Origin of the sequence: Williamsia limnetica, from assembly GCF_003217475.1 — a bacterium.
GTDB lineage: Bacteria > Actinomycetota > Actinomycetes > Mycobacteriales > Mycobacteriaceae > Williamsia > Williamsia limnetica.
Genome location: NZ_QJSP01000022.1, coordinates 19,513 through 40,103, shown reverse-complemented (window position 1 = coordinate 40,103; position 20,591 = coordinate 19,513). Strand labels below are relative to the sequence as shown.

18 protein-coding genes are annotated in these 20,591 nt (G+C 63.1%); 7 read left to right on the top strand and 11 right to left on the bottom strand.

Features of this window, described 5'->3' with window-relative positions; all coding sequences use genetic code 11:
• Positions 1-5: 5 nt before the first annotated feature.
• Genes DFR67_RS26535 through DFR67_RS26525 form a run of 3 tightly spaced genes read right to left on the bottom strand, consistent with a single transcriptional unit; the run spans position 6 to position 3,947 of the window.
• Positions 6-1,253: a CaiB/BaiF CoA transferase family protein gene (locus DFR67_RS26535; protein WP_110472474.1), complete on the bottom strand. Its 1,248-nt coding sequence runs from the start codon at positions 1,251-1,253 to the stop codon at positions 6-8.
• A 39-nt stretch (positions 1,254-1,292) separates the two neighbouring features.
• Positions 1,293-2,453, bottom strand: a complete 1,161-nt coding sequence (locus DFR67_RS26530) for a zinc-binding dehydrogenase (protein ID WP_110472473.1) — start codon at positions 2,451-2,453, stop codon at positions 1,293-1,295.
• Between the two features lie 51 nt (positions 2,454-2,504).
• The gene (locus DFR67_RS26525; RefSeq protein WP_425451350.1) at positions 2,505-3,947 is read right to left on the bottom strand and encodes an aldehyde dehydrogenase; all 1,443 of its coding nucleotides are present in this window, start codon (positions 3,945-3,947) and stop codon (positions 2,505-2,507) included.
• A gap of 294 nt (positions 3,948-4,241) precedes the next feature.
• On the opposite strand from DFR67_RS26525, the gene DFR67_RS26520 reads away from it, so the two are divergent.
• Positions 4,242-5,180 carry an alpha/beta hydrolase gene (locus tag DFR67_RS26520; protein ID WP_110472471.1) on the top strand — a complete coding sequence of 313 codons (939 nt, stop codon included), beginning with the start codon at positions 4,242-4,244 and terminating at the stop codon, positions 5,178-5,180.
• Between the two features lie 46 nt (positions 5,181-5,226).
• Positions 5,227-5,886 carry a response regulator transcription factor gene (locus tag DFR67_RS26515; RefSeq protein ID WP_158540047.1) on the top strand — a complete coding sequence of 220 codons (660 nt, stop codon included), beginning with the start codon at positions 5,227-5,229 and terminating at the stop codon, positions 5,884-5,886.
• Positions 5,887-6,517: 631 nt separating this feature from the next.
• Here DFR67_RS26515 and DFR67_RS26510 read toward each other — a convergent pair.
• Both DFR67_RS26510 and DFR67_RS26505 read right to left on the bottom strand, forming a co-directional pair.
• Entirely contained in the window at positions 6,518-7,681 is a 1,164-nt protein-coding gene (locus DFR67_RS26510; RefSeq protein WP_110472469.1) for an LLM class flavin-dependent oxidoreductase, read from the bottom strand.
• A gap of 52 nt (positions 7,682-7,733) precedes the next feature.
• On the bottom strand, positions 7,734-8,186 hold the full coding sequence (locus tag DFR67_RS26505) for a limonene-1,2-epoxide hydrolase family protein (RefSeq protein WP_110472468.1): 453 nt from the start codon (positions 8,184-8,186) through the stop codon (positions 7,734-7,736).
• A 268-nt stretch (positions 8,187-8,454) separates the two neighbouring features.
• Here DFR67_RS26505 and DFR67_RS26500 point away from each other — a divergent pair, with 268 nt between their 5' ends.
• From DFR67_RS26500 to DFR67_RS26485, 4 genes are all read left to right on the top strand, one after another.
• A complete protein-coding gene (locus DFR67_RS26500) occupies positions 8,455-10,224 on the top strand; it encodes a sigma-54-dependent Fis family transcriptional regulator (protein ID WP_110472467.1) in 1,770 nt (589 codons plus the stop codon).
• A gap of 176 nt (positions 10,225-10,400) precedes the next feature.
• Entirely contained in the window at positions 10,401-11,558 is a 1,158-nt protein-coding gene (locus DFR67_RS26495) for an acyl-CoA dehydrogenase family protein (protein ID WP_170135289.1), read from the top strand.
• Positions 11,559-11,592: 34 nt separating this feature from the next.
• Positions 11,593-12,039, top strand: a complete 447-nt coding sequence (locus DFR67_RS26490; RefSeq protein WP_110472465.1) for a hypothetical protein — start codon at positions 11,593-11,595, stop codon at positions 12,037-12,039.
• Positions 12,036-12,443: a MaoC family dehydratase gene (locus DFR67_RS26485; protein WP_110472464.1), complete on the top strand. Its 408-nt coding sequence runs from the start codon at positions 12,036-12,038 to the stop codon at positions 12,441-12,443. The genes DFR67_RS26490 and DFR67_RS26485 overlap by 4 nt, the downstream gene beginning before the upstream one ends.
• Before the next feature lie 64 nt (positions 12,444-12,507).
• On the opposite strand, the gene DFR67_RS26480 is transcribed toward DFR67_RS26485, so the two are convergent.
• The 6 genes from DFR67_RS26480 to DFR67_RS26450 form a co-directional block, all read right to left on the bottom strand.
• Complete coding sequence (locus DFR67_RS26480) at positions 12,508-13,248, bottom strand: SDR family oxidoreductase (RefSeq protein ID WP_110472463.1); 741 nt, start codon at positions 13,246-13,248, stop codon at positions 12,508-12,510.
• Positions 13,249-13,276: 28 nt separating this feature from the next.
• On the bottom strand, positions 13,277-14,032 hold the full coding sequence (locus tag DFR67_RS26475) for an SDR family NAD(P)-dependent oxidoreductase (RefSeq protein WP_110472462.1): 756 nt from the start codon (positions 14,030-14,032) through the stop codon (positions 13,277-13,279).
• Complete coding sequence (locus tag DFR67_RS26470) at positions 14,029-15,165, bottom strand: acyl-CoA dehydrogenase family protein (protein ID WP_110472461.1); 1,137 nt, start codon at positions 15,163-15,165, stop codon at positions 14,029-14,031. The genes DFR67_RS26475 and DFR67_RS26470 overlap by 4 nt, the downstream gene beginning before the upstream one ends.
• Positions 15,162-16,349 carry an acyl-CoA dehydrogenase family protein gene (locus DFR67_RS26465; RefSeq protein ID WP_110472460.1) on the bottom strand — a complete coding sequence of 396 codons (1,188 nt, stop codon included), beginning with the start codon at positions 16,347-16,349 and terminating at the stop codon, positions 15,162-15,164. The genes DFR67_RS26470 and DFR67_RS26465 overlap by 4 nt, the downstream gene beginning before the upstream one ends.
• Before the next feature lie 485 nt (positions 16,350-16,834).
• Positions 16,835-18,016: an acyl-CoA dehydrogenase family protein gene (locus DFR67_RS26455; RefSeq protein WP_110472458.1), complete on the bottom strand. Its 1,182-nt coding sequence runs from the start codon at positions 18,014-18,016 to the stop codon at positions 16,835-16,837.
• A 19-nt stretch (positions 18,017-18,035) separates the two neighbouring features.
• On the bottom strand, positions 18,036-18,833 hold the full coding sequence (locus tag DFR67_RS26450; protein WP_110472457.1) for an enoyl-CoA hydratase/isomerase family protein: 798 nt from the start codon (positions 18,831-18,833) through the stop codon (positions 18,036-18,038).
• 221 nt (positions 18,834-19,054) lie between these two features.
• Here DFR67_RS26450 and DFR67_RS26445 point away from each other — a divergent pair, with 221 nt between their 5' ends.
• Entirely contained in the window at positions 19,055-20,569 is a 1,515-nt protein-coding gene (locus DFR67_RS26445) for a class I adenylate-forming enzyme family protein (protein WP_110472506.1), read from the top strand.
• The last annotated feature ends 22 nt before the right edge of the window (positions 20,570-20,591 follow it).

Sequence of the window (20,591 nt, the reverse complement as noted above, 5' to 3'; positions counted from 1 at the left end):
TCCGATCAGTCTCCGATCACCCCTGCCTGGTGCAGGCGGGCCATTTCGGTGTCGTCGAGGTCGAGCCATTCACCGAAGACCAAGTCGTTGTCTTCGCCAAGAGCTGCTCCCGTTCGCCAAACTGCCCCTGGATTGACAGCGAAGTGGGGAATGACCCCCTGCATACGAACATCTCCGAGATCAGCGTCTGTGACGGTGACTATGTCGTCACGCTCACGGTACGTCTGGTCGGCGAAGATGTCCTCGATGTCGTAGATCTTCGAGGCCACGACCTTCGCCCTCTGCAATGCCTCCACCGCGCAAGATGTGCTGCGTTCGGATATCCACACTGCAAGTTGCTGATCGAGAAACCCACGCCCGGCATGCTGAGCCTCTCTGGTCGAGTATTCCGCTTCGTCCAGGCCAAGCAGCCGCACGATGTTCAGTACCGAACGCAGTGTTCCTGAGGTGACGGTTATCCACTCGTCGTCAGCGCTTCGATAGGTATTGATCACCGCCGCCGGCGCGACGGCCAGAGAGTTGCCGGACCGCTGCGGTACAGCACCCAGCTGATCATGGATGATGACCTGCCATTCGACCAGGCGAAAGAGCGTCTCGAACAGTGCCAGGTCGATCCACTCCCCTTTCCGCTCGGGATAGGCATTTCGACGGACCAGCGCCGCGGACACAGCGAAGGCACCCATCAATCCGGTGGTTGCATCCCCATGCGAGAATCCGGTGTGGATCGGTGCTCCGTCCTCAAACCCGGTCAGGTGAACAAGACCGCTCCGTGCCTCCCCCATCTTGCCGAATCCCGGCTCGTCCCGGTTACTGGTGTTCGCACCATAACCCGAGATCTGCAGAAGGATCGCTGACGGGTTCGTCGTCGACACCGTCGCCCAGTCCAGCCCGAACCGTTTGACGGTGCTACTGCGGAACGTCACGATCACCACATCAGCCCACTGCACGAGTTTGTCGGTGAGACTTCGAGCATCCGGGTTGCCTAAGTCCAAGGTGACCGATCTTTTGTTGCGCCCCAGCACTTTCCACCACAGATGGTGCCCGTCTTTTGCAGGTCCCATGTGCCGGGCGTTGTCTCCGACCAGCGGCGCCTCGACATGGACCACCTCTGCCCCGAGGTCCGCCATCAGGGTGCCGGCCAGCGGTCCGGCGATGACCTGGGCGAATTCGACCACCTTGACGCCCCGCAAGGGACCCTTGCCTGCGGCGCTCGCCTGTTCGTCGGCCGGGGACACCGTTTGCGGATCAGTCATCGAGATCTCCTACTGGGAAATAGAATTGGGCGGTGCGGTCTAGTGTGCGCTCGTGGACGCGGTGGCGGACTGCTGTGGCTCCGAGGAACGTATGCCTGGCACGATCACGGGCTTGATCTCGCGCATGGACACCATTGCGTCCATCGCCTCGGCCAGATCGTCGAGACCGTACGAGGCGCCGAACATCCGATCCCAATCAAAGCGTTCCGAGAACCTGTCGAGGAACTCCAAAGCGGTTCTGTAGTTGCCGATCTCACCGCTCATCGAGCCGGTGATGCGGATGCCACGGTGGGCGATTTTGGCAACATCCACCGATTGCGGCGCGCCGCCGAGCGTCCCCATCACAATATATCGACCGTTCCTCCGCACCAGCTCGATGCCTTCGGCGACGGCGCCGGGGGCACCTGCATACTCGAACGCAAGATCGGCGCCGCCACCGGTGATCTCTTGAACTCGTTCTATCCGATCCGTCGCGGTCGGATAGTCGGCGATCGACACCGTGTGGGTGGCGCCCCATTCGCGGGCTAGTGCCAGACGATCCTCAGGGCCTCCGACAACAACCAACTGGCGCGGGTTGTGGGTGGACAGCAGAGCAGTTGCGAACAGCCCCAGCGGGCCTGCGCCCTGGATCACTATCGAATCGGTGAAGTCGATAGGGCCGGCCACCTCAGCACCCTTGATCACAGTGCGGAGCGCACAACTGCCGGCGGCCGCCCACCTACTCTGGACCCCGTCCGGGACGCGCAATCGGCCGGCGCGCGGAACGACATAGTTGTATTCGGCAAATGAGCCGGTGAAGTAAGGCGGCTTAGAGCAATCGTTCAGGTAGGCGATGTACCGCTTGCTGCACAGTTGGGGCTGGCGTTCGATGGTGCATTCGCGGCATTGGCCGCACGGGGTGTGGGCCCACACGATCCGGTCGCCAACCTCGATCCGTTCACCTAGGCTGTCGAACTCAGCGCCGTCGCCGAGGGTTTCGACGATACCGACCATCTCGTGACCGAGGATGAGCGGCGGTGTGATCGGTGTCGTGTCCTTGAGGTGCCCCAGCCAGACGTGCACATCGGATCCGCAGACAGTTGCGACGTCGATCTTGACGACAATGCCGCCGGGCTCTGGTGTCGGAACCGGGAACTCGCGTGTCACGAAAGGTTCGTTGTAGTCGGCCAAGACGGCGGCCCGCCCGTTGATGGTTGTCATTCGATGTCCTTGCTGAATAGTCGGTCAAATGCTGTGAACGCTGGGGGCGAGTCAGCCCATCTTGAACGGATCGCGGGTCTCTCCACTGAGCTCGACCCACACCGCCTTGGTTTCGGTGTAGGCGTCAACGGCCTCGTCACCGTTCTCGCGGCCCATGCCGCTGGCGCCCATGCCACCGAACGGAACCGCTGGATCGGTGACGCGGTAGCTGTTGAGCCAGACGGTCCCAGCACGCACTGCGCGCGCCATCCGATGGCCACGGGCCAGGTCGTTGGTCCACACCCCGCCCGCCAGACCGTATTCAGTGTCGTTGGCCATTGCGATGGCCTGTTCTTCGGTATCAAACGGGTAGACGCCGAGGACCGGCCCGAAGATCTCTTCCCTGGCGATCTGCATATCCTGGCTGACGTCGGTGAATACGGTGGGTTCAATGAAATATCCGTCGTCGACGCCAGCTCCTTGAGATCGACGCCCGCCGCAGCGCAAGGTGGCGCCGTCGGCCCTGGCGTTGTCGAGCATGCCCAGTACCCGCTCAAGTTGTTCCGCAGTGGCCAGTGGACCCATCTCACTGGCCGGATCAAACGGGTCACCCTGCTTGATAGATCCTGCACGCTCAACAACTTTGTCCACCAACGCATCCAAGATGGGACGTTCCACCAGCAGACGGCTTCCCGCGATGCACATCTGGCCCGCGGCAGCAAAAACGCTCGCAACGACGCCATTGGCGGCGGCATCCAGATCAGAGTCGGCGAACACGATGTTCGCCGATTTGCCGCCGAGTTCCAGCGTGACCGGCGCGATGTTCTCGGCAGCGTCCTTCATCACCTGGACACCGGCGCGGGTCGAGCCGGTGAATGACACTTTGTCAACACCGCGGTGTCCGACGAGTGCGCGGCCTGTGGTCTGTCCGGTACCGGTGATGATGTTCAGGACGCCGGCAGGTAGGCCAGCCTCGGCTGCGAGTTTCGCGAACTCCAACGCCGATGCACTGGTCTGCTCAGATGTCTTGACCACCAAAGTGCACCCGGCCGCCAGGGCTGGCGCAACCTTCATGGTGAACAGCATCAGGGGCGCATTCCACGGCACCACCGCCGCGACCACGCCGATCGGCTCACGGAGTGTGTAGACGAGATAGTTGGGATTGGCTACCGGCACGCTTGACCCGAACATCCGCTCGGCAGATCCTGCATAGTAGTTGAACCATCGCGGAAGATTCTGGGCGACGGCCAGCGTCTCACGGACGAGCTTGCCGTTATCGTTGCTCTCGACGCGGGCGAGATGCTCGGCGTTCTCAGAGAGCAGGACCGCCAGTCGGCGCATGATTGTCGCGCGGGTATGCCCCGTCGATTGGCCCCATCCGCCGTCGAATGCGGCACGGGCCGCTACGACCGCTCTATCGACATCGGTCGCGGTGGCATTGGACACTCGGGCCCAGACTTTGCCGCTATAGGGGTTGACGGTGTCGATGACGTCGTCGCCATCGGATTCGACCATCTCACCACCGATGAATTGCGGCAGCGTCTGCAATTCCGCGGTCGCCTCGACAGCGTCAAGATCAATCAGTGTGCTCAAGTTCCATCCTCCTGTTGCCTCACAACCCATTAGATGCGAGGTGGATCACGCCGCCCACTGGCATTTCAGCCAGTACGAACGCATGCGTCGACAATCCGTTTGCCGCACCTGTCACTACAGCCAGTCGGCAGCGACGTTCTTCGGTATCGCTTCACTCATCCGTGTTGAGAGGCCAAACTCGTGGAGGGAAACTAGTGCGAACCAAGGAGTGACAGTGTGACGAGCACCAGACCGGCACGGTGGCCGGTAGACCCGCAGATCCGACGCCTGCTGGAACAGTCCGCGGGAGCACCTGGCCTACACCAGATCCCGCTTGCTGACGCTAGGGCGCGGGTCTCGGCGATCCGCGGCCTGCTTCCACCGGCTCCACCGGTTCACTCGGTGCGCGATCGAGTGCTTCCCCGGGCGGGCGGTGTAGTCCCGTTCCGGACATACCTGCCAACTCCATCGTCACGACGTGGCACGATTCTCTACTTCCACGGTGGGGGCTGGACGCTTGGCGGGATCGAAGACTCGGATGGATACTGCCGCCACCTCGCCGTCGCCAGCGGACATCGAGTCATCAGCGTTGGATACCGGCTTGCACCTGAGCATCCCTATCCGGCGGCGCTCGACGATGCTCGCGCCGCTCTCGAATGGGTTGCCCGCGAGTGTCCAGGTGACTCTATCGTCCTGGGCGGTGACAGCGCGGGCGGGAACTTGGCCACCGTCACTACGCTCTATGCGGGCGATCAGGGCCTACCTGTCACAGGGCAGGTGCTGATCTATCCCGTCGTAGACACCGACGACAGCCGCGACTCCTTCGCCGAGTTCGGTGGCCCCGGACTTTTGATGACCGAAGCCGATATGGCGTGGTTCTGGGACAACTACGCCCCCGACCCTGCGGTGCGGTCGAGAGCGGAGATCTCACCACTTCACGCCCCCGATCTGCGAAGGTCGCCCTCAACGCTGCTTGTGGTTGCCGAGCATGACATCCTCCGCGACGGAGCCCTCGAGTACGCCGCGATGCTGGCGACGCACGGGGTGGAGGTTCGTATCAAACGCTATCCAAACATGATTCACGGATTTGCGCCCTTGATCGGCCTCGTCGACGACGCCGACGATGCACTGACCGAGGTAGCGGACTATTGCCGAGACGCCCTGGCACGGCGTTGACTGGTGCGACGAGTCACCACTCCGAGCACCGAAGAAGGAGTTCATGATGCGGGTCTTCATTGTCGACGACCACGAAATCGTACGTGAGGGGCTCAGGACGGTTCTGCAGAAGGATGCCGATATCGAGGTCGTGGGTGAAGCCGGGACCGGCGCGGAGGCGCTCGATCGCATCAAGCAGACTCAACCCAATGCCGCTGTGGTGGACTATCGCTTGCCGGATACGACGGGTGATCAACTATGTCGCCAAATCCTGGAAACCTCCCCCGCGACAGCGGTGATCATCTTGACGACCTATCTCAACGAGGAGGTCGTGCGTCAATCACTTGCCGCAGGCGCAGTCGCATTCGTCACCAAAGCAAGCGGTTTGGACGAACTACGGAAAGCTCTGCGCGAGATAGCAACAACGGAACCGGGCACCCGACCCGCCAGTACCGCCTCCATCGTTCATCGCCTATTCGCGGCAGAGTCCTCCCAGCAGGCCGGTGGCGGCGGAGGAAAGTCCCTCACGCCCCGCCAAATCCGAGTCCTCGAGTTGGTCGCCGAAGGCCTGACCTACTCGGAAATCGCCCAGAAACTGTCGATTTCACAGTCGACGGTCCGCTTCCACGTGCAAGCGCTCAAAGAACGGGTCGGTGCCCGGACCAAGACCGAACTCGTCGCCACGGCTATCCGAGCGGCGCTAATATCTCCTAACAGTGAAACATAACCCGTCCACACACCCGCGATGGTCCGACACTGCCCACCAGCGGCCGGCGGCGCTCACTCAGTACAGGCCAATTCTGTGCTGAACCGAGAATAGGCACCCCTCGGGCATCAATGTAACCCGTTGTGCTGCAGTGCCACTAGATCACCATATTCGAAACCTGTTGTGACACGTCTTTACAGCTAGCACTGTTGTTCCGGCGACTTCGTTGCTGGACCAGGTATACCGATGAGTATCGAAACCAAGGCTCGACGAGCTGGGCGTGCCTTCCCTGACGAGAGCTCACTCTGGGCGCGCGAGTCTCGTCGGGGAATCCAGTCGCCCCTGGTTTACCCTGCCAGGCCAAATCAGATGTCGTGAGTGTTCGGAATGGTGGTCAACAGACGGCGAGATCCAACTGACGACGAGGGACTATTCATCAACAGAGTTGTGCACGGTTTTGGTCCTGGCGCCCTGAGAAATCTCTGGCGTTATTGGCGAGGACGTCGGTGCGCACATTCGCGGCATCGAACACCTGAAGGAGAGCGAACTGCCGATCCCTTCACAGATGCGGGAGACAGCACGGGCACCTCCCACATCTGACCGCCGACAACAGCTCCCGCGCCGACTTGAAGGACGACGCGAAGCCGGCGCGTCAGTTGGCAACGACGCTGCGTTCGGCATCGAACCGCTGCCGAGCTTCGGCCTGACCCGCTTCAGTAGCAGCCGCTCCCGCACGGTTGCTGTTGACCGTCTGGTCGTATCCGCGCCGGCGGGACGCGGCCGTGCCGTTGAAGACTGGTGCCACCTTCTCGGCGATGAGTTCGAAGCTCTTGAGCCCCGCCGCCGGGCGGGCCCACTCACCGTGGAGCACGAGGAACTTGCCGAAACCACCCGAAGCGTCTTGCAGCCGTTCGATCTGCGCGATGGCCATTTCCGGTGTTCCGATCACAGCCAGACCACTGCTGGTGATCCCGTCGATCAGGGAGTCCACATCGGGGAACTTCGGGAATCCGGGGGTCACCTCGGAGAGGTAGTTCAGCAGATAGAGCAGCCCGTGCCGGACGTCCTCTCGTGCCTGCTCTTCAGTTTCGGCAACGTGCATGATCCCGGTCAGGCGCCAGTTCCGTCGATCGACCACCTGGCCGTTCTCCGCCGCCAGCTGCTCCGCGATCTGCCAATGGTCGGCGAGCAGGCCAATCGCATCCGGGTTGGTCGCAGCCAGGGAGAGGATCCCTGCACCGTACTTTCCGGCAAGCTTCGGACCGGTCGGCGACACGGTGGCGGTGACGGCCTTGTCTATCGTCGAGTATGGCGTGACGTGCAGGTAAGCGTCGTTGCACGTGAACCAATCGGTCTGTTTGGTGACGGTCTCACCGTTGAGCAACCGGTGAATGACGTCGAACGCGTCTTCCATCTTTTTACGGCTCTGGACCGGGTCGATACCGAGAATGTTGGCGTCATCGACCAGCTGCCCCGGTCCCGCACCGAAAACCACACGCCCGCGCGACAAGTGGTCCAGGAGCACGAGACGCTCGGCCACCATGAACGGGTGGTGATAAGGCAGTGACACCACGCCGAGACCAAGCTTGATCCGCGAGGTCCGCTGCGAAGCGGCGGCGAGGAAGACCTCCGGTGAAGAGACGATCTCGACTCCCCCCGAATGGTGCTCGCCGATCCAGAACTCCGCGAAACCGAGTCGGTCCATGTGCTCGACCAGTTCGAGGTCGGAATGGATGGCGTAGTTCGCGTCGGTCTCGGCTTTGTGCCAAGGCGCCAAGAACGCCCCGAACTCGACATTTCCGTAGTTGCTTGCCATGGTGCGATCTCCTGATGCTAGGTGTGCGGTGAGTATTGACGGCCCGATGAGTTCAGGGAGCGCCGAGCGCGAAATCGACAGCCGTCTCGAACGCCCTCAGATCGAAATAGTCCCGCCAGGCGGCGATCTTGCCGTCGCGCAGTTGCAAGACCCCGAGGACGGGCAATTCGAACGACTTACCGGTCGGCAGGGCGGTCAGGAGATCGACCCGCTCGGTGAAGACCATGTCCCCGCGGGAGGCAATGTGCAAGGTGTCAATTTTATCGATTCGAAGCACTGAGAACAGCCCGGCCAACGTCGCATGCACGGCGTCACGCCCGTACGCCGGCGGCAAAGGCATGTTCTGATACATGCCATCCTCGATGAAGTACGAGATCAGTGCGTCGGCGTCATTGGATTCGAGAGCACTCATGAACTCGAGGACGAGGGCCTCGTCGGCGCCCTCCGAGGTTTGCGCCGGTGATCCGGTGTTGGCCCACTCCGGACGCTGAATCGACTGTGTCACAGTGTTTCTCCTATCACGCTGGGTGATGCATGGGTTTCGGTCGGAAGCGATTGACATCACCGTATGTGTGGCCGCCCACACGTGATGACGCAAAACGACACACAAGACGCACCGTCGCTGCCGACCTGCACCAACCAGGCCCGCGGCCCGACTATTGACATCGAGGTCAGTAGTCGTACGATGGCTTCGTGGCCCACATCACAATCGGTGCAGGACGGATCAGCCATCGCGCGATCAGGCCCGCACGCCAGCTTCAAAGGAGAATCCGGTGGCACTAGACGAACGCACTCGCACCCTCCTCCAGGTTCGTGAAAGATTTCTGTCGGGAGACGCGGAGGTCCACAACGGGGTTGTTCGGGGCGAGATCATGCAATCGTGGCGCCGGTCGATGATGTACGGCCTCGAGCCCGAGCGGTCCCGGCCGGTACACGAGAAGAACGCGGCACCGAACGAGCATCTCTTGACCGTCGCCGGTCCGATCATCGAGGCCCGCCGCGCCACACTGGTCGACTCTTTCAGCAGTCTGACAATCACTGATTCCGAGGGTCAGGTCTTGCAGCGATGTGTGGAGGACTCTCGACTGACTCGCCGACTCGACCAGCACGATGTACTCCCGGGCTTTTCGTTCGCGGAAACGTCCGTGGGAACCAACAGCGGCGGGATGGTCTTGGAGACCGGTCGTGCGTCGATGGTCGCCGGGCCCGAGCACTTCTTCGAGCAGTCTTTGCAGTTGACGTGCGCCGGCGCGCCGATCACGCATCCGGTGAGCAAGCGCATCATCGGCACCCTCAATCTCACCTGCCGGTACGAGGACACCAGTCCGATCATGCTGTCCTGGGTCCGCGAGGTCGCCGCGGCCATCGAGCGCGAACTCGCAGTCGTGGCGACGCGCCGCGAACACCTTCTGTTCAACGCCTTTTTGTCTGACAACCGGGACAGTCGCCATCCCGTGATCTGTCTCGACCAGCACACCGTCATCAGCAACGCCGCCGCGTCCAGGATCGTCTCCACCGCTGATCAGCCCATCCTGTGGGAGCACGCGGCGCGAGCGATGGCGGTCAACACCACCACCGAGGTGCGATCACTGACCCTTTCCGACGGCTCATTCGTAGACGTGCACGTCACGCCGGTCTCTGACGGTCCCGAATTGGTCGGCGCCCTCATGCGAGTCAAGCCGGTCTCCGACTCTGCGGCGCCCCTTCCCACCTTTCGGAAGTCGGTGCTACCCGGCTTGGTCGGCAACAGTTCGGCCTGGCAACGTCTGTGCGACAAGGCAACCGCGGTGACGGAGCTGTCCACGCTTGCCGTCGGCGAGGCCGGCACCGGAAAGTTCGCGGTGCTGACGAGCATGCTCGGAACCAGCGCGTCGGTCATTGATGCCCGCGCCTATCGATCTGATCAGTCGCAGGAGTGGTTGTCGGCCGTCCATAGTGCGTCCTGCGACGGCGAATCACCGGTGATACTGCGCCACCTCGAGCTCATCGACGACGACGTCCAACGCACGGTCGCCAGTTCTCTGGCGGTGGCGCGCGACCGGGGCGTACCGGTCGCGGCAACGATGACGACCGATGAGGCAGGCAACGCGGCCATTCCACTGGTCGAGTGGTTCGACTGTGTGCTGGAAGTGCCGCCCCTGGCCGAGCGATTCGATGATCTCCCACTGCTACTCGACACCTTCAGCGCGCGGTACTCGGACAGTGACCGCAAGGTGCACTGGATGTCTGATGCCGTGCAGACGCTGAGCCGGCTCGACTGGGACCGGAACGTCGCCTCGATCGAAACCCTAGTCCGCACCCTGCTGAGGACTGGACATCGTGACTACATCGGCGCACAGGACCTCCCCTCGGACTACCGCGTCCGCGCCTCGCGTCGCCGGCTGGCCGGTCTCGAGCAGGTCGAGGCACGGGCGATCATCAACGCGTTACGTGAGACACGCGGCAACAAACGACTTGCCGCGGACAAGCTAGGAATTGCCCGGTCCACTCTGTACCGGAAGGTCCGGGCTCTCGGAATCGATCTGAGTTCTACCAACTTCTGAGGCCCGGAGGGGATGTGGCTCGAAAAGAGACATCTCGCACCGCCGACCGCATGCCATCGTTATCAGAGCATGTTGGCTGCAGTGAACCACCCCAGCCGACCGTCCCGATCCCCCAGGAGGTCTCGCGTCACATGGTGTCTACCGCTACAGAGTCACACACCGATCAGGCCGCCTCGTTGCCTTTGCTGCCCACTGACGAAGAAGTCATGCTGCGGTCCACGGTGTCGAAGATCGTCGGAAAGTACGGCCATTCGTACTATCGCGAACGCTCGATCACAGGCGAGCCCATGCAGGAACTCTGGGACGAACTGGGCGCAGGCGGATACCTCGGTCTCAACATCCCTGAGGAGTACGGCGGCAGTGGGGCCGGCCTGACCCAGCAGGCCATCGTTCTCGAAGAGATGTCTGCCGGGGGGTGCCCCGAGCTCGCGATGGTGCTGTCCCAGGGGATCGCCGGCAGCGTGTTCTCTCTTCACGGAACCGAAGCGCAGAAGCAGGCGTTCCTCCCCGGGATCGCCAGCGGTGCGCTCAAGTTCGTCTTCGCGCTGACCGAACCCGATGCCGGCTCCAACTCGCACAACGTGTCGACCACCGCCACCCTGGAAGGCGACGAATGGGTCATCCGGGGGTCCAAGTACTACATCTCCGGCGTGGATCACTGCGACAAGTTTCTGCTCGTGGCCCGGACCGGCAAAGACGAGTCCACCGGCCGGGGAAAGCTTTCGCTGTTCATCGTCGATCCGAAGGTCGAGGGCCTCTCGATGGAGATGATCCCGACCGCATTGTCCGCGCCGGAGCGGCAATTCACGCTGTTCTTCGACAACGTGCGCGTCCCGGCCGCCGACATCGTCGGCGAGGTCGATCGTGGGCTTGTACCACTCTTCGACGGTCTCAATCCCGAGCGTGTGCTCAGCGCTGTGATCTGCACCGGTATCGCGCAGTACGCGATCGATCGGGCGTGCGAGTACACCAAGACCCGCGCGGTCTGGAACAACACCCCGATTGCCAACTACCAGGCAGTGCAGCATCCGCTGGCGGCGGCGAAGATCCAGCTCGAAGCCGCCCGCGGGATGACGTGGCGCGCGGCCGCCCTGTTCGATGCCGGCCTTCCGTCCGGCGAACAAGCGAACATGGCAAAGTACCTCGCGTCCAAGGCCGGCCACACCGCCCTCGACACCGCGATCCAGGTGCACGGCGGAAACGGGCTGGCCCACGAGTACGGGCTCGCCGATCTCTGGAGCATCATCCGGTTGCAGCAGATCGCGCCGGTGTCGACCGAGATGGTTCTCAACCACATCGCGCAGCACACACTCGGCCTCCCACGGTCCTACTGACGGAGCAGATCATCCACGAAGGGAGTCACCCCAGGTGACCACATCTCTGGCCGAACTGAGTCCGGACCTCGCCGGACGCGAATTACCCGGCGACCACACGACCGTCACAGAATACGAGAGCCGGATCGCAGACCACGCGCTACTCCGTCCGAGCGATGACCGAACGCAGGCACATTCCCTCTGGTTCCTGGTGATCGCATTGCGCGGCATGGGAATCAGTGTCGAGGAGCTCTGCACGCTGGCTCACAAACGACCCCAGGACACATTGCTGTTCGGCACCTGCGAGATCGAACAACGACATCCGCTCGAAGTGGGTTCAACCTACCGGACCACCGCTACGATCACCGACACAGGTCGCCGCACCACCCGGGACGGGTCAGTCCTCGACAGCGTCACGGTGGTGGTCACCGTGTTCGACGACACGGAACGTGACATGGGCTCTGTCGAAAGTGTGTACCTGTTCAAGAGAGGACGAGAATGACGATCGGGACCACTATCGCAATCGGCACCGAGATCCCGCGTTTCCAGGTCAAGGCGGTCAGTGGCGAGCACATTCGCCAGATGGCCTTGATCCTGCGAGATCCCAACCCGATTCACTTCGACCTGGACGCGGTGGCCGCTGCCGGACTCGGGGATCGCGAGATCAACCAGGGCGGCGTGACGATGGCCTACATCGTCGACATGCTCACCGCTTGGGTCGGATCGGGTGCCGCGCTCTCGGGGATCAAGTGCCGCTTCCGCGGAAACGTCCGAGCGGGCGACGAGGTGATAGCGGGTGGAGTGGTCACTGATATCTCGGGAGGCGCTGCGGTGTGCGATGTTTGGGCCGACCTCGCCGATGGAACGCGGGTCCTCGATGGCGCCGCAACCGTAGCTCTGCCATAGGCTCCGTGAACAAGAACGCCCCGGGGAACTTCCCGGGGCGTTTCTCAATCCAGCTGCACGACCGCTACATCGACACCCCACCGTCGACAGGCAGGACCACCCCGGTGATGTACGCCGCCTCGTCCGACGCCAGAAAAGCCACCGCCGCAGCCATTTCCGAAGGATCGGCGAACCGGCCCATCGGGACGGTCGCCGTCATCTCTGCCAACTTCTCCGGTGGCACGGCAGCTACCATCGCCGTGGCGGCGTTCGGCGAAATGGCGTTGCACGTGATCCCAAACCGGGCAGTCTCCTTCGCCACCGACTTGGTGAACCCGATGATCCCGCCCTTTGCCGCGGCGTAATTGGATTGCCCGATGTTGCCGTGCATACCGGTGTAGGAAGTCACGTTGATGATTCGACCGAAGCCGGCCGTGCGCATATGTGGAACTGCGGCGCGGGTGAGGTTGAACGTGCCGGTGACGTGGACCGCGAGCACGGTGTCCCACTGCTCATCGGTCATCTTCCACACCACCGCGTCACGGGCGACGCCCGCGTTGTTCACCACCACATCGATCGACCCCCACGTGCGGACCACTTGCTCGATCCCGACGCGCACGGACTCGGCGTCGGCGACGTCGAGTTCTAGGCGCAGGACCGATTCGCCCTCGTCGGGCCATTGCTGCTTCAACAGTTCGGCATCGCGGTCGGCGACAACCACGCGGGCCGCCGCGCCGACGAAGTGATCGGCAAGCGCCTTCCCGATGCCCTGGGCGGCGCCCGTCACCAACACGGTGCGACCGGAGAAATCAAAACTAAGTGTCACGTCGAGCCTTTCAGATCAGAATGCAGGGTCAAAAGATCGTGTAGCCACCGTCGACGATCACTTCGTTACCGGTGTGAAACGTCAAACTCGGATCGGCCAGAAAGGATGCAACCGAATGGAACTCGTCGGGAGTCGCCCACCGGCGTACTGGGGTCCGCCGAGTGGTGCTGTCGACAAACCGTTCATCGGCCTGCAGATGCGTGTTCATATCGGTCGCCACCCACCCGGGGATCAGCACGTTGCAGCGGATTCGGTAGCGCGCCATTTCCACCGCCAGGGTCCGGCCGAGCGCAGCGCATCCACTCTTGCTCGCGGCATACGCCGCCTGGCCGGCCGCGCCGTACTTGGTGATCGTCGAGGACAAGACGATCATCGACCCACCTTCGCCGCGGTCGATCATGTGGCGGGCCACCTCGCGGGTCGTCAGAAATGTGCCGTCGAGGTTGGTGCGAAGAACACGATGCCATTCATCGAGTGAGGTGTCGACATACCTGTCGGCACTGGCGATTCCGGCGTTGGCCACAAGGCAGTCGATCTTGCCGAACGCCTCGACTGTTTCTGCCGTCGCGCGCACCACGGCGGCTTCGTCGCCGACATCGCACGCGACCGCTTCCACCCTCACGCCGTGTTTCCGCAAAGTCTCGACCGCAGCCTGACTCTTCTCCACGTTCCGCGCCCAGATCGCGATGTCGGCGCCCGCTGCGGCCAACCCCGTCGCCAGGCCGAGACCGAGCCCGCCGTTGCCGCCCGTCACCACGGCCGTCTTTCCAGTCAAGTCACTCATGGTGTCGAGTCGCCTTCCCAGCCAGCATCGCTGGTGATTCCGACGAGCGTCCCTAGATGCTCGCGCCGGCCATCGACCCCACCGAACATCAATGTCGATGACTTGGCCCTCTTGAGGAACAGGTGGGCCGGATGTTCCCAGGTGAAGCCGATCCCGCCGTGCAGTTGAATGCACTCCTGGGCCGCTTTCAGTGCCACCTCAGCACAGACGATGCCCGCCAATGCACTTGCGATCGGCAAGTCCGGATTGTCGTCTGCGGCGCACCCGGCAGCATGCCGCGCCGCCGCGCGAGCGTGGGTGATGTCGACCCATAGATCCGCGAGGCGGTGCTTGAGCGCTTGATAGGAGCCGAGGACACGTCCGAACTGCCGCCGCTCTTTGAGGTACTCGACGGCCATCGTCAGACAGGCCTCGGCCACGCCGAGCTGCTCGGACGCGAGCATCGCGACCGACAGGGTCAGCGCACGTTCGGCTGCCAATGTGACGTCCGGGCCGGAGGCGATCAGCATGCCTTCTGCATCGTCGAAATGCAGGTCCGCCAATTGCCGGGTCATATCCAGAGACGTCACAGGGGTGACTGAGACAGACCGTGCCGGTACGGCATACAGCTCATCACTGACCACTACGAGAAACAGGTCTGCGATCAACGCGTCAGTGACCGACGGAACCCGCCCGACCAGGGCCCCGGTATCCGAACGAACCACAGCGTGCGGCCGATGCCACGGTGGGGTGTCGGCAGCCACCGCCAACACCGCGACCATCTCGCCGGCCGCGACCTGGCGGAGCACGTCGCCGCCGCCGACCGCGTCGAGCAACGCAGTCGCGGTGATCGCGGACCCAAGGAACGGCACCGCCTCGACCCGCCGCCCGAGTTCCTCCATGACCACCGCCGACTCCCGCCACGAGGCACCGGCGCCGCCTTCGGGCTCGCCGATCGGCAGCCCGGCCAGTCCCATGTCGGCCGCGAGTGTCCGCCACAAGGTCGAGTCGACCGTTGCTTCTGATTCCGAACGGGCCAGCCTGACCGGCCAATCATTCGAACGATCGAGCGCATCCACCAAGGCTTCTCGCAACGACTCCTCGGTCTCGGAGTAGAGCAGGTCAGGGATGGCCGGGTTGATCACTGTCGTCATCGCTTGAGTTCCTTCCAGGGGATGTCCACATCGACTCGTGGCTCGGCCGGCAGCCCGAGTACCCGCTCGGCGATGATGGTGCGCATGATCTCGGAGGTGCCGCCCTCGATGGAGTTACCTTTGGTCCGCAGAAACCTGTAGCCAGCCGGTCGGCGGCCTTCCTCGTCGAGATCGGGCCGCCGCGAGGAGTAGTCGTCGAAACGCATGCCGAGATGACCCTGCAGGTCGACCTCTGCGTTCGAGACATCCTGGGCCAGAAGCGCGTAACTCAGCTTGGCACCCGAACCCTCTGGTCCGGGCAGGCCCGCGGCCATCTGCTGTCTCAGTCGTGCCGTGGTGAGCCGGGCCGCCTCCGCGCGCGCCCAGAGGGACAGCGTCCGATCGTGCAGTGCCCCGGAGCGCGCGCCGGTCTGATCACGCCAGGCTTGGGTGAGAAACCCGATGGGGCCGCCTTCACGGGGTGCGATCCCAGCCCCGATCGCGACCCTTTCGTTCATCAGGGTCGTCTGGGTGACCTTCCACCCCTCCCCCAGTTCGCCTAGACGATTCGCGTCGGGAACCCGCACATCGCCCAGGAAGACTTCGTTGAACTCGGCTTCGCCGGTGAGTTGCCGCAGTGCGCGCACCTCTATGCCTGGCGACGACATATCGCAGACAAAGTACGACAGTCCTCGATGTTTGGGGACGTCGGGGTCGGTACGCGCGATCAGCAGCGCCCACGACGCCTCGTGGGCGAGCGAGGTCCATACCTTCTGCCCGTTGACCACCCAGTCATCGCCCTCGCGAACAGCCCGGGTCCCTGCTGTGGCCAGGTCCGAACCGGCCCCGGGTTCACTGAACAGCTGGCACCAGATCTCCTCGCCGGTCCACAACGGTCGGAGCCAGCGACGCTGATCCGCCTCGGTCGCGTATTTCAGCAACGTCGGTGCCGCCATCCCCAGGCCGATCACGTTGCGGTGCGGGGCGTTGTCCGGTGCGCCCGCGGCCGCGAACTCCGCGTCGACGGCCGGCTGCAGAGCAGCATCGAGACCCCGCCCGCCCAAGCCCTCCGGATAGTGCACCCATGCCAGTCCGGCGTCGAAACGGGCCCGTAAGAACTCGGTCCGAGGGGTGTCGGCCGGGTCATGAGTCTGCAAGAACTCACCGATTTCTTTGCGCAACAGTGAGATGTCGTCGTCTGCCATCGCTCCGCGTGGCCTCCTGTCGAGAGTTGGGTCGCGCATCTAACGCACGCGCATCATCCTCACGACTGTGACATCTCAGATCGGATCCACGTTGTCGCACTCTGAGTCATCACCGTTCCGGACTCAGAGACACACCATGACCCGAATCACATTGTCCGTTTTTCTCACGAGACAGGGTCGACAAGCATTTCGGCGGCGGTCACGGTGATCCACGCGAGCTCGAACGCCGCAGATGGCCTCGGGTTCCTGCAGAATCTCCGCACGGTATGCACCTCGGAAGCGACCGTGCCCTGATCCGCCGACTGGAGAGCCTTGATGACCGGTTGACCGCCGCCGTCTCGAAAATCGTGGTCTGCCCTGGGATACGCATCACTGCAACGATGACCACCGGCGCCTCGCCGCGTCGCCTGGTCCTTGCCAGTTGGTTCGACGTCGAGGTGCAGCGGGAGCGGACCCCGTCGGACGACAGATTTGCGGGACTTCAATCAAGAACTGCGCGGCAGGCCGAGAACTCGTTCGGCTATGAAGTTGAGGATCGACTCGTTGTTCAGCGGCGCGATCTGCAGGATCCTGATCATCGGCCACAGGGTGACCACATCGGTCTCGTAGACGAACGCCGAGCCACCGTGCGTCTGTATCGCGGCTTCGACGGCCGCCAGAGCGGCCTTGCTACCGAGCAGCTTCGCCATATTCGCCTGTCCACCGGCGTCGAGCCCGGAGTCGTAACCGGCTGCAGCGGCGTACATAACATGCCTGGCCGCTTCCATCTGAGCCTTCGCCAGGGCCAGGGGATGCTGCACCGCTTGATTCGCACCGATCGGTTTCCCGAATGGTGCGCGTTCCTTCGCGTAGACGACTGCCTTCTCCAGTGCCACGTTCCCGAGGCCCAGTGCCCAGGCCGCGATCGTCACCCGTTCCTGGTTCAACGAATCCAGGAGGTAATCGAAACCCAGGCCGTCCTCCCCGATCAGCGCGGACTCTCCCACCGCAACGTCGTCGAAGAAGATCTCGTACTGGTTCTCGGGTGCGTACCACTCGATGTCGAGGCGATTCAGCGTGATTCCGGGGGTAGACAGATCAATGATGAAGAGGCCGAAACCAGTACGCCGGGTGAGTTTTTCACCAGGCGCGGCGGTACGCGCCAACAGCAGGATGTGGTCCGCCTGATCGGCCCCCGAGATGAATACCTTCTGTCCCGAGATACGGTAGCCGTCGTCTGTCTTCTTGGCCGTCGTACGCAGCGCAAAGGAGTTGGTACCGGCCTCGGGCTCGGTGACGCCGAAACAGATCTTTCGTTCGCCCGACAGGGTGCTCAGCACGTGATCGTTGATCTGCTGTTCACTGCCATAGCGGATGATCGCTTCACGCGAGAAGGACGTCAGCGAGTAGAGCAACGGTGGGATACCGGCCCTGGCAAGGGCTTCCATGACCGCAGTGTTGCCGGTCAGCCCACCACCCGCACCACCCAGCGACTCCGGCACACCGATCGCCAGGAGTCCAGCATCCACGAGTGCCTGCCACAGCTCGGCCGCATCTCCCTTTTCACGGGCTCGCTTGAGAAAGGTTGCCCGCGGGTAGGCCGCGGCCACACCGTCCACCGCCTCGTAGATGGACTCGACGAGTTCGCGACTGTCTGCGTGCACGGTCGGGGGGAGGTCATGGGTCATCGGGAATCTCCTGTGCTCTTCACTTGCCCTCATATCGAGGTTGACGTTTTTCGATGAATGCTCTCGGTCCTTCGCGAGCGTCGCGCGTGGCCAGCACCCGCTCGTTCAGCGCGGTCTCCAGATTGAAACGCGGTTCGTTGCCCAGAGCCTTGACGGCGATCTCCTTCGCGGTCTGAACGGCGACGGGTGCGTGGGCGGCGATCTTCTGAGCGAGCTCCCGCGCCCGGGGCATCACCTCATCGGGCGCGACCACCTCGTTGATCAGGCCGATCCGCAACGCTTCTGCCGCATCGATCGACTCTGCCGCGAGCAAAAGGTGCATCGCTTGTGGCCAGGCGAGTTGCTGAGGTAGCCGGACGTGGGAACCACCCCCCGGGATGACACCCCAGTGCACCTCGGGCAGACCGAACGTCGCGTGATCAGCCGCGATACGCAGATCAGTACCCAACAATATCTCCAGCCCGCCCGCCAGGCAGAATCCGTTGACAGCGGCGATGATCGGCTTGTAGACGTCAGAGAAGAAGCGTTTTGACGCGTCCGGGATGAGAACCTCGAGCTCCCCGGCCGTGAGCCGAGGGATCAGCTCACCCAGGTCTCCCCCGGCACTGAAGGCCTTGTCGCCGGCGCCGGTGACGATCACAGCCCGGACTTCGTCATCGCCGCGAACGCTATCGATGGCGGCCGCCAACGTCCGGATCATGTCCACGGTCAACGCATTGTGCGCCGACGGACGATCGATGGTGATCGTCGCGACGTGATCGGAAAGGTCGAGCCTGACATCGCCGTCCGCGGTGTCATCGGCCGGATTGTCCACCATGTGTCTGAGCCTCCTGCTCCTCGAACCGGGTTGTTCACTTCGACCGTATGCATTCGCCCGGCCGCAAATCTGTTGCTTTCCGGGACACCTCGAGCGAGTCCCGCGTCGCATAGTGCGACAACTTTTGGTCGGTCGATCGGATTACGCTCGGGAAACATCGAGGTCAGCGCCTTGTGAACGCCGGGCGATGTCGCGATCACTCGCGACGGAAGGAAGAAACGTTGAACTTCTACACCAACCTCCGCCGGACTGCCGACCGGACTCCGAACGCAGTGGCGATCCGCCACGACACGCACGAAGTGACCTACGTCGACCTCTTCGACAGGGCTGCGCGGGTGGCACGGTTTCTGGTCGACCGAGGCGTTCTGCCCGGGCAACGCGTCGGCATCCTGATGCACAACCAACCCGAGTGGATCGTCACGTTGCTGGGGATCTGGCAGGCGGGCGCCGTGGTTGTTCCCTACAACTACCTGTTCCATCCGTCCGCCTTGCGCCACACCACGATCGACGCCGATGTGCAATGGGTCTTCACCACCGCGGTCGACGTCCCCCGCACCGTGGACGCCCTCGAGGGGCTCGACATTCTGGGTCGCATCGTCTCGTCGGACGACACCGAGGGCGTCTTCACCACGCTTCCGGCGATCATCTCGACCACCGAACCGATCACCGACGTCGTGCCACGCCTCGACAGCGACGACGCCGTACTCATGTACACGAGTGGATCCACCGGGCAGCCCAAAGGTGTCCGACAGACCCATCGCAACTGTGGCGCCGTCAGCGAGGCCGCCATCGACGTCTGGTCGATCACGCGCGATGACCGCGCCCTGGTCTGTACACCGCTGTTCCACGTGGGTGGCCTCCAGTTGGTCCTGTTGCCGATGCTGCTGGCCGGCGGGACCACGACGCTGCGCAGGTGGGCGGTGCGGGAGTGGCTCAAGGATGCAGCGCGCTTGCAGATCACCGTGACAGCTCTCGTACCCGCGATGATGATCGACATCGTCAACGAACTCGGCGACACCCGATTGCCACTCGATTCGATCCGGGTGTGTGCGATCGGCGGGTCGGCGCTGCCCCAGAGCCGCCTGACGGCGTTGACCGCCGCCACGAACATCGTGCCGGTCAACATCTACGGGCAGACCGAGCAGAGCGGTGTCTCGATCACCGAACCTCCGCATGAGGACCGCCGCGAGGGTTCGATGGGCAAACCACTGGAACAGATCGTCGAGATCCGCATCGTCACGCCTCTCGGGGAAGACGTCGGTACCGGTGACATCGGTGAACTCTGGGTGCGCGGTGACGCGGTGACACCAGGCTATTGGCAACTCCCGGAGGCGAACTCGAATAAGTTCACTCCCGAAGGATGGTTCCGGACAAGCGATCTCGTTCGCCGAGCCGAAGACGGATACCTCTACTACGTGGACCGCACGGACGACATGATCATCAGCGGCGGTGAGAACGTCTTTCCACAGATGGTCGAGGGTTTTCTCAGCGCATCACCGCTCGTCGCCGAGGTTGCCGTCATCGGTACCCCGCACGAGCGGCTCTCGAATCAAGTGACTGCCATCGTCGTACCGACCGAACCCGGTGTCAGTGCCGCGGATATCGCAGCGTACTGCGAGTCCGATCCCAACCTGCGTGGGCTCCAGAGACCCCGCCGGATCGAAATCGTCGACTCGATACCCCGCACGGCAACCAACAAGATCGACAGGCCTCTCTTGAAAAAGCGCTTCGTGTAGAGAACTGCAGCGCTCCCGCACG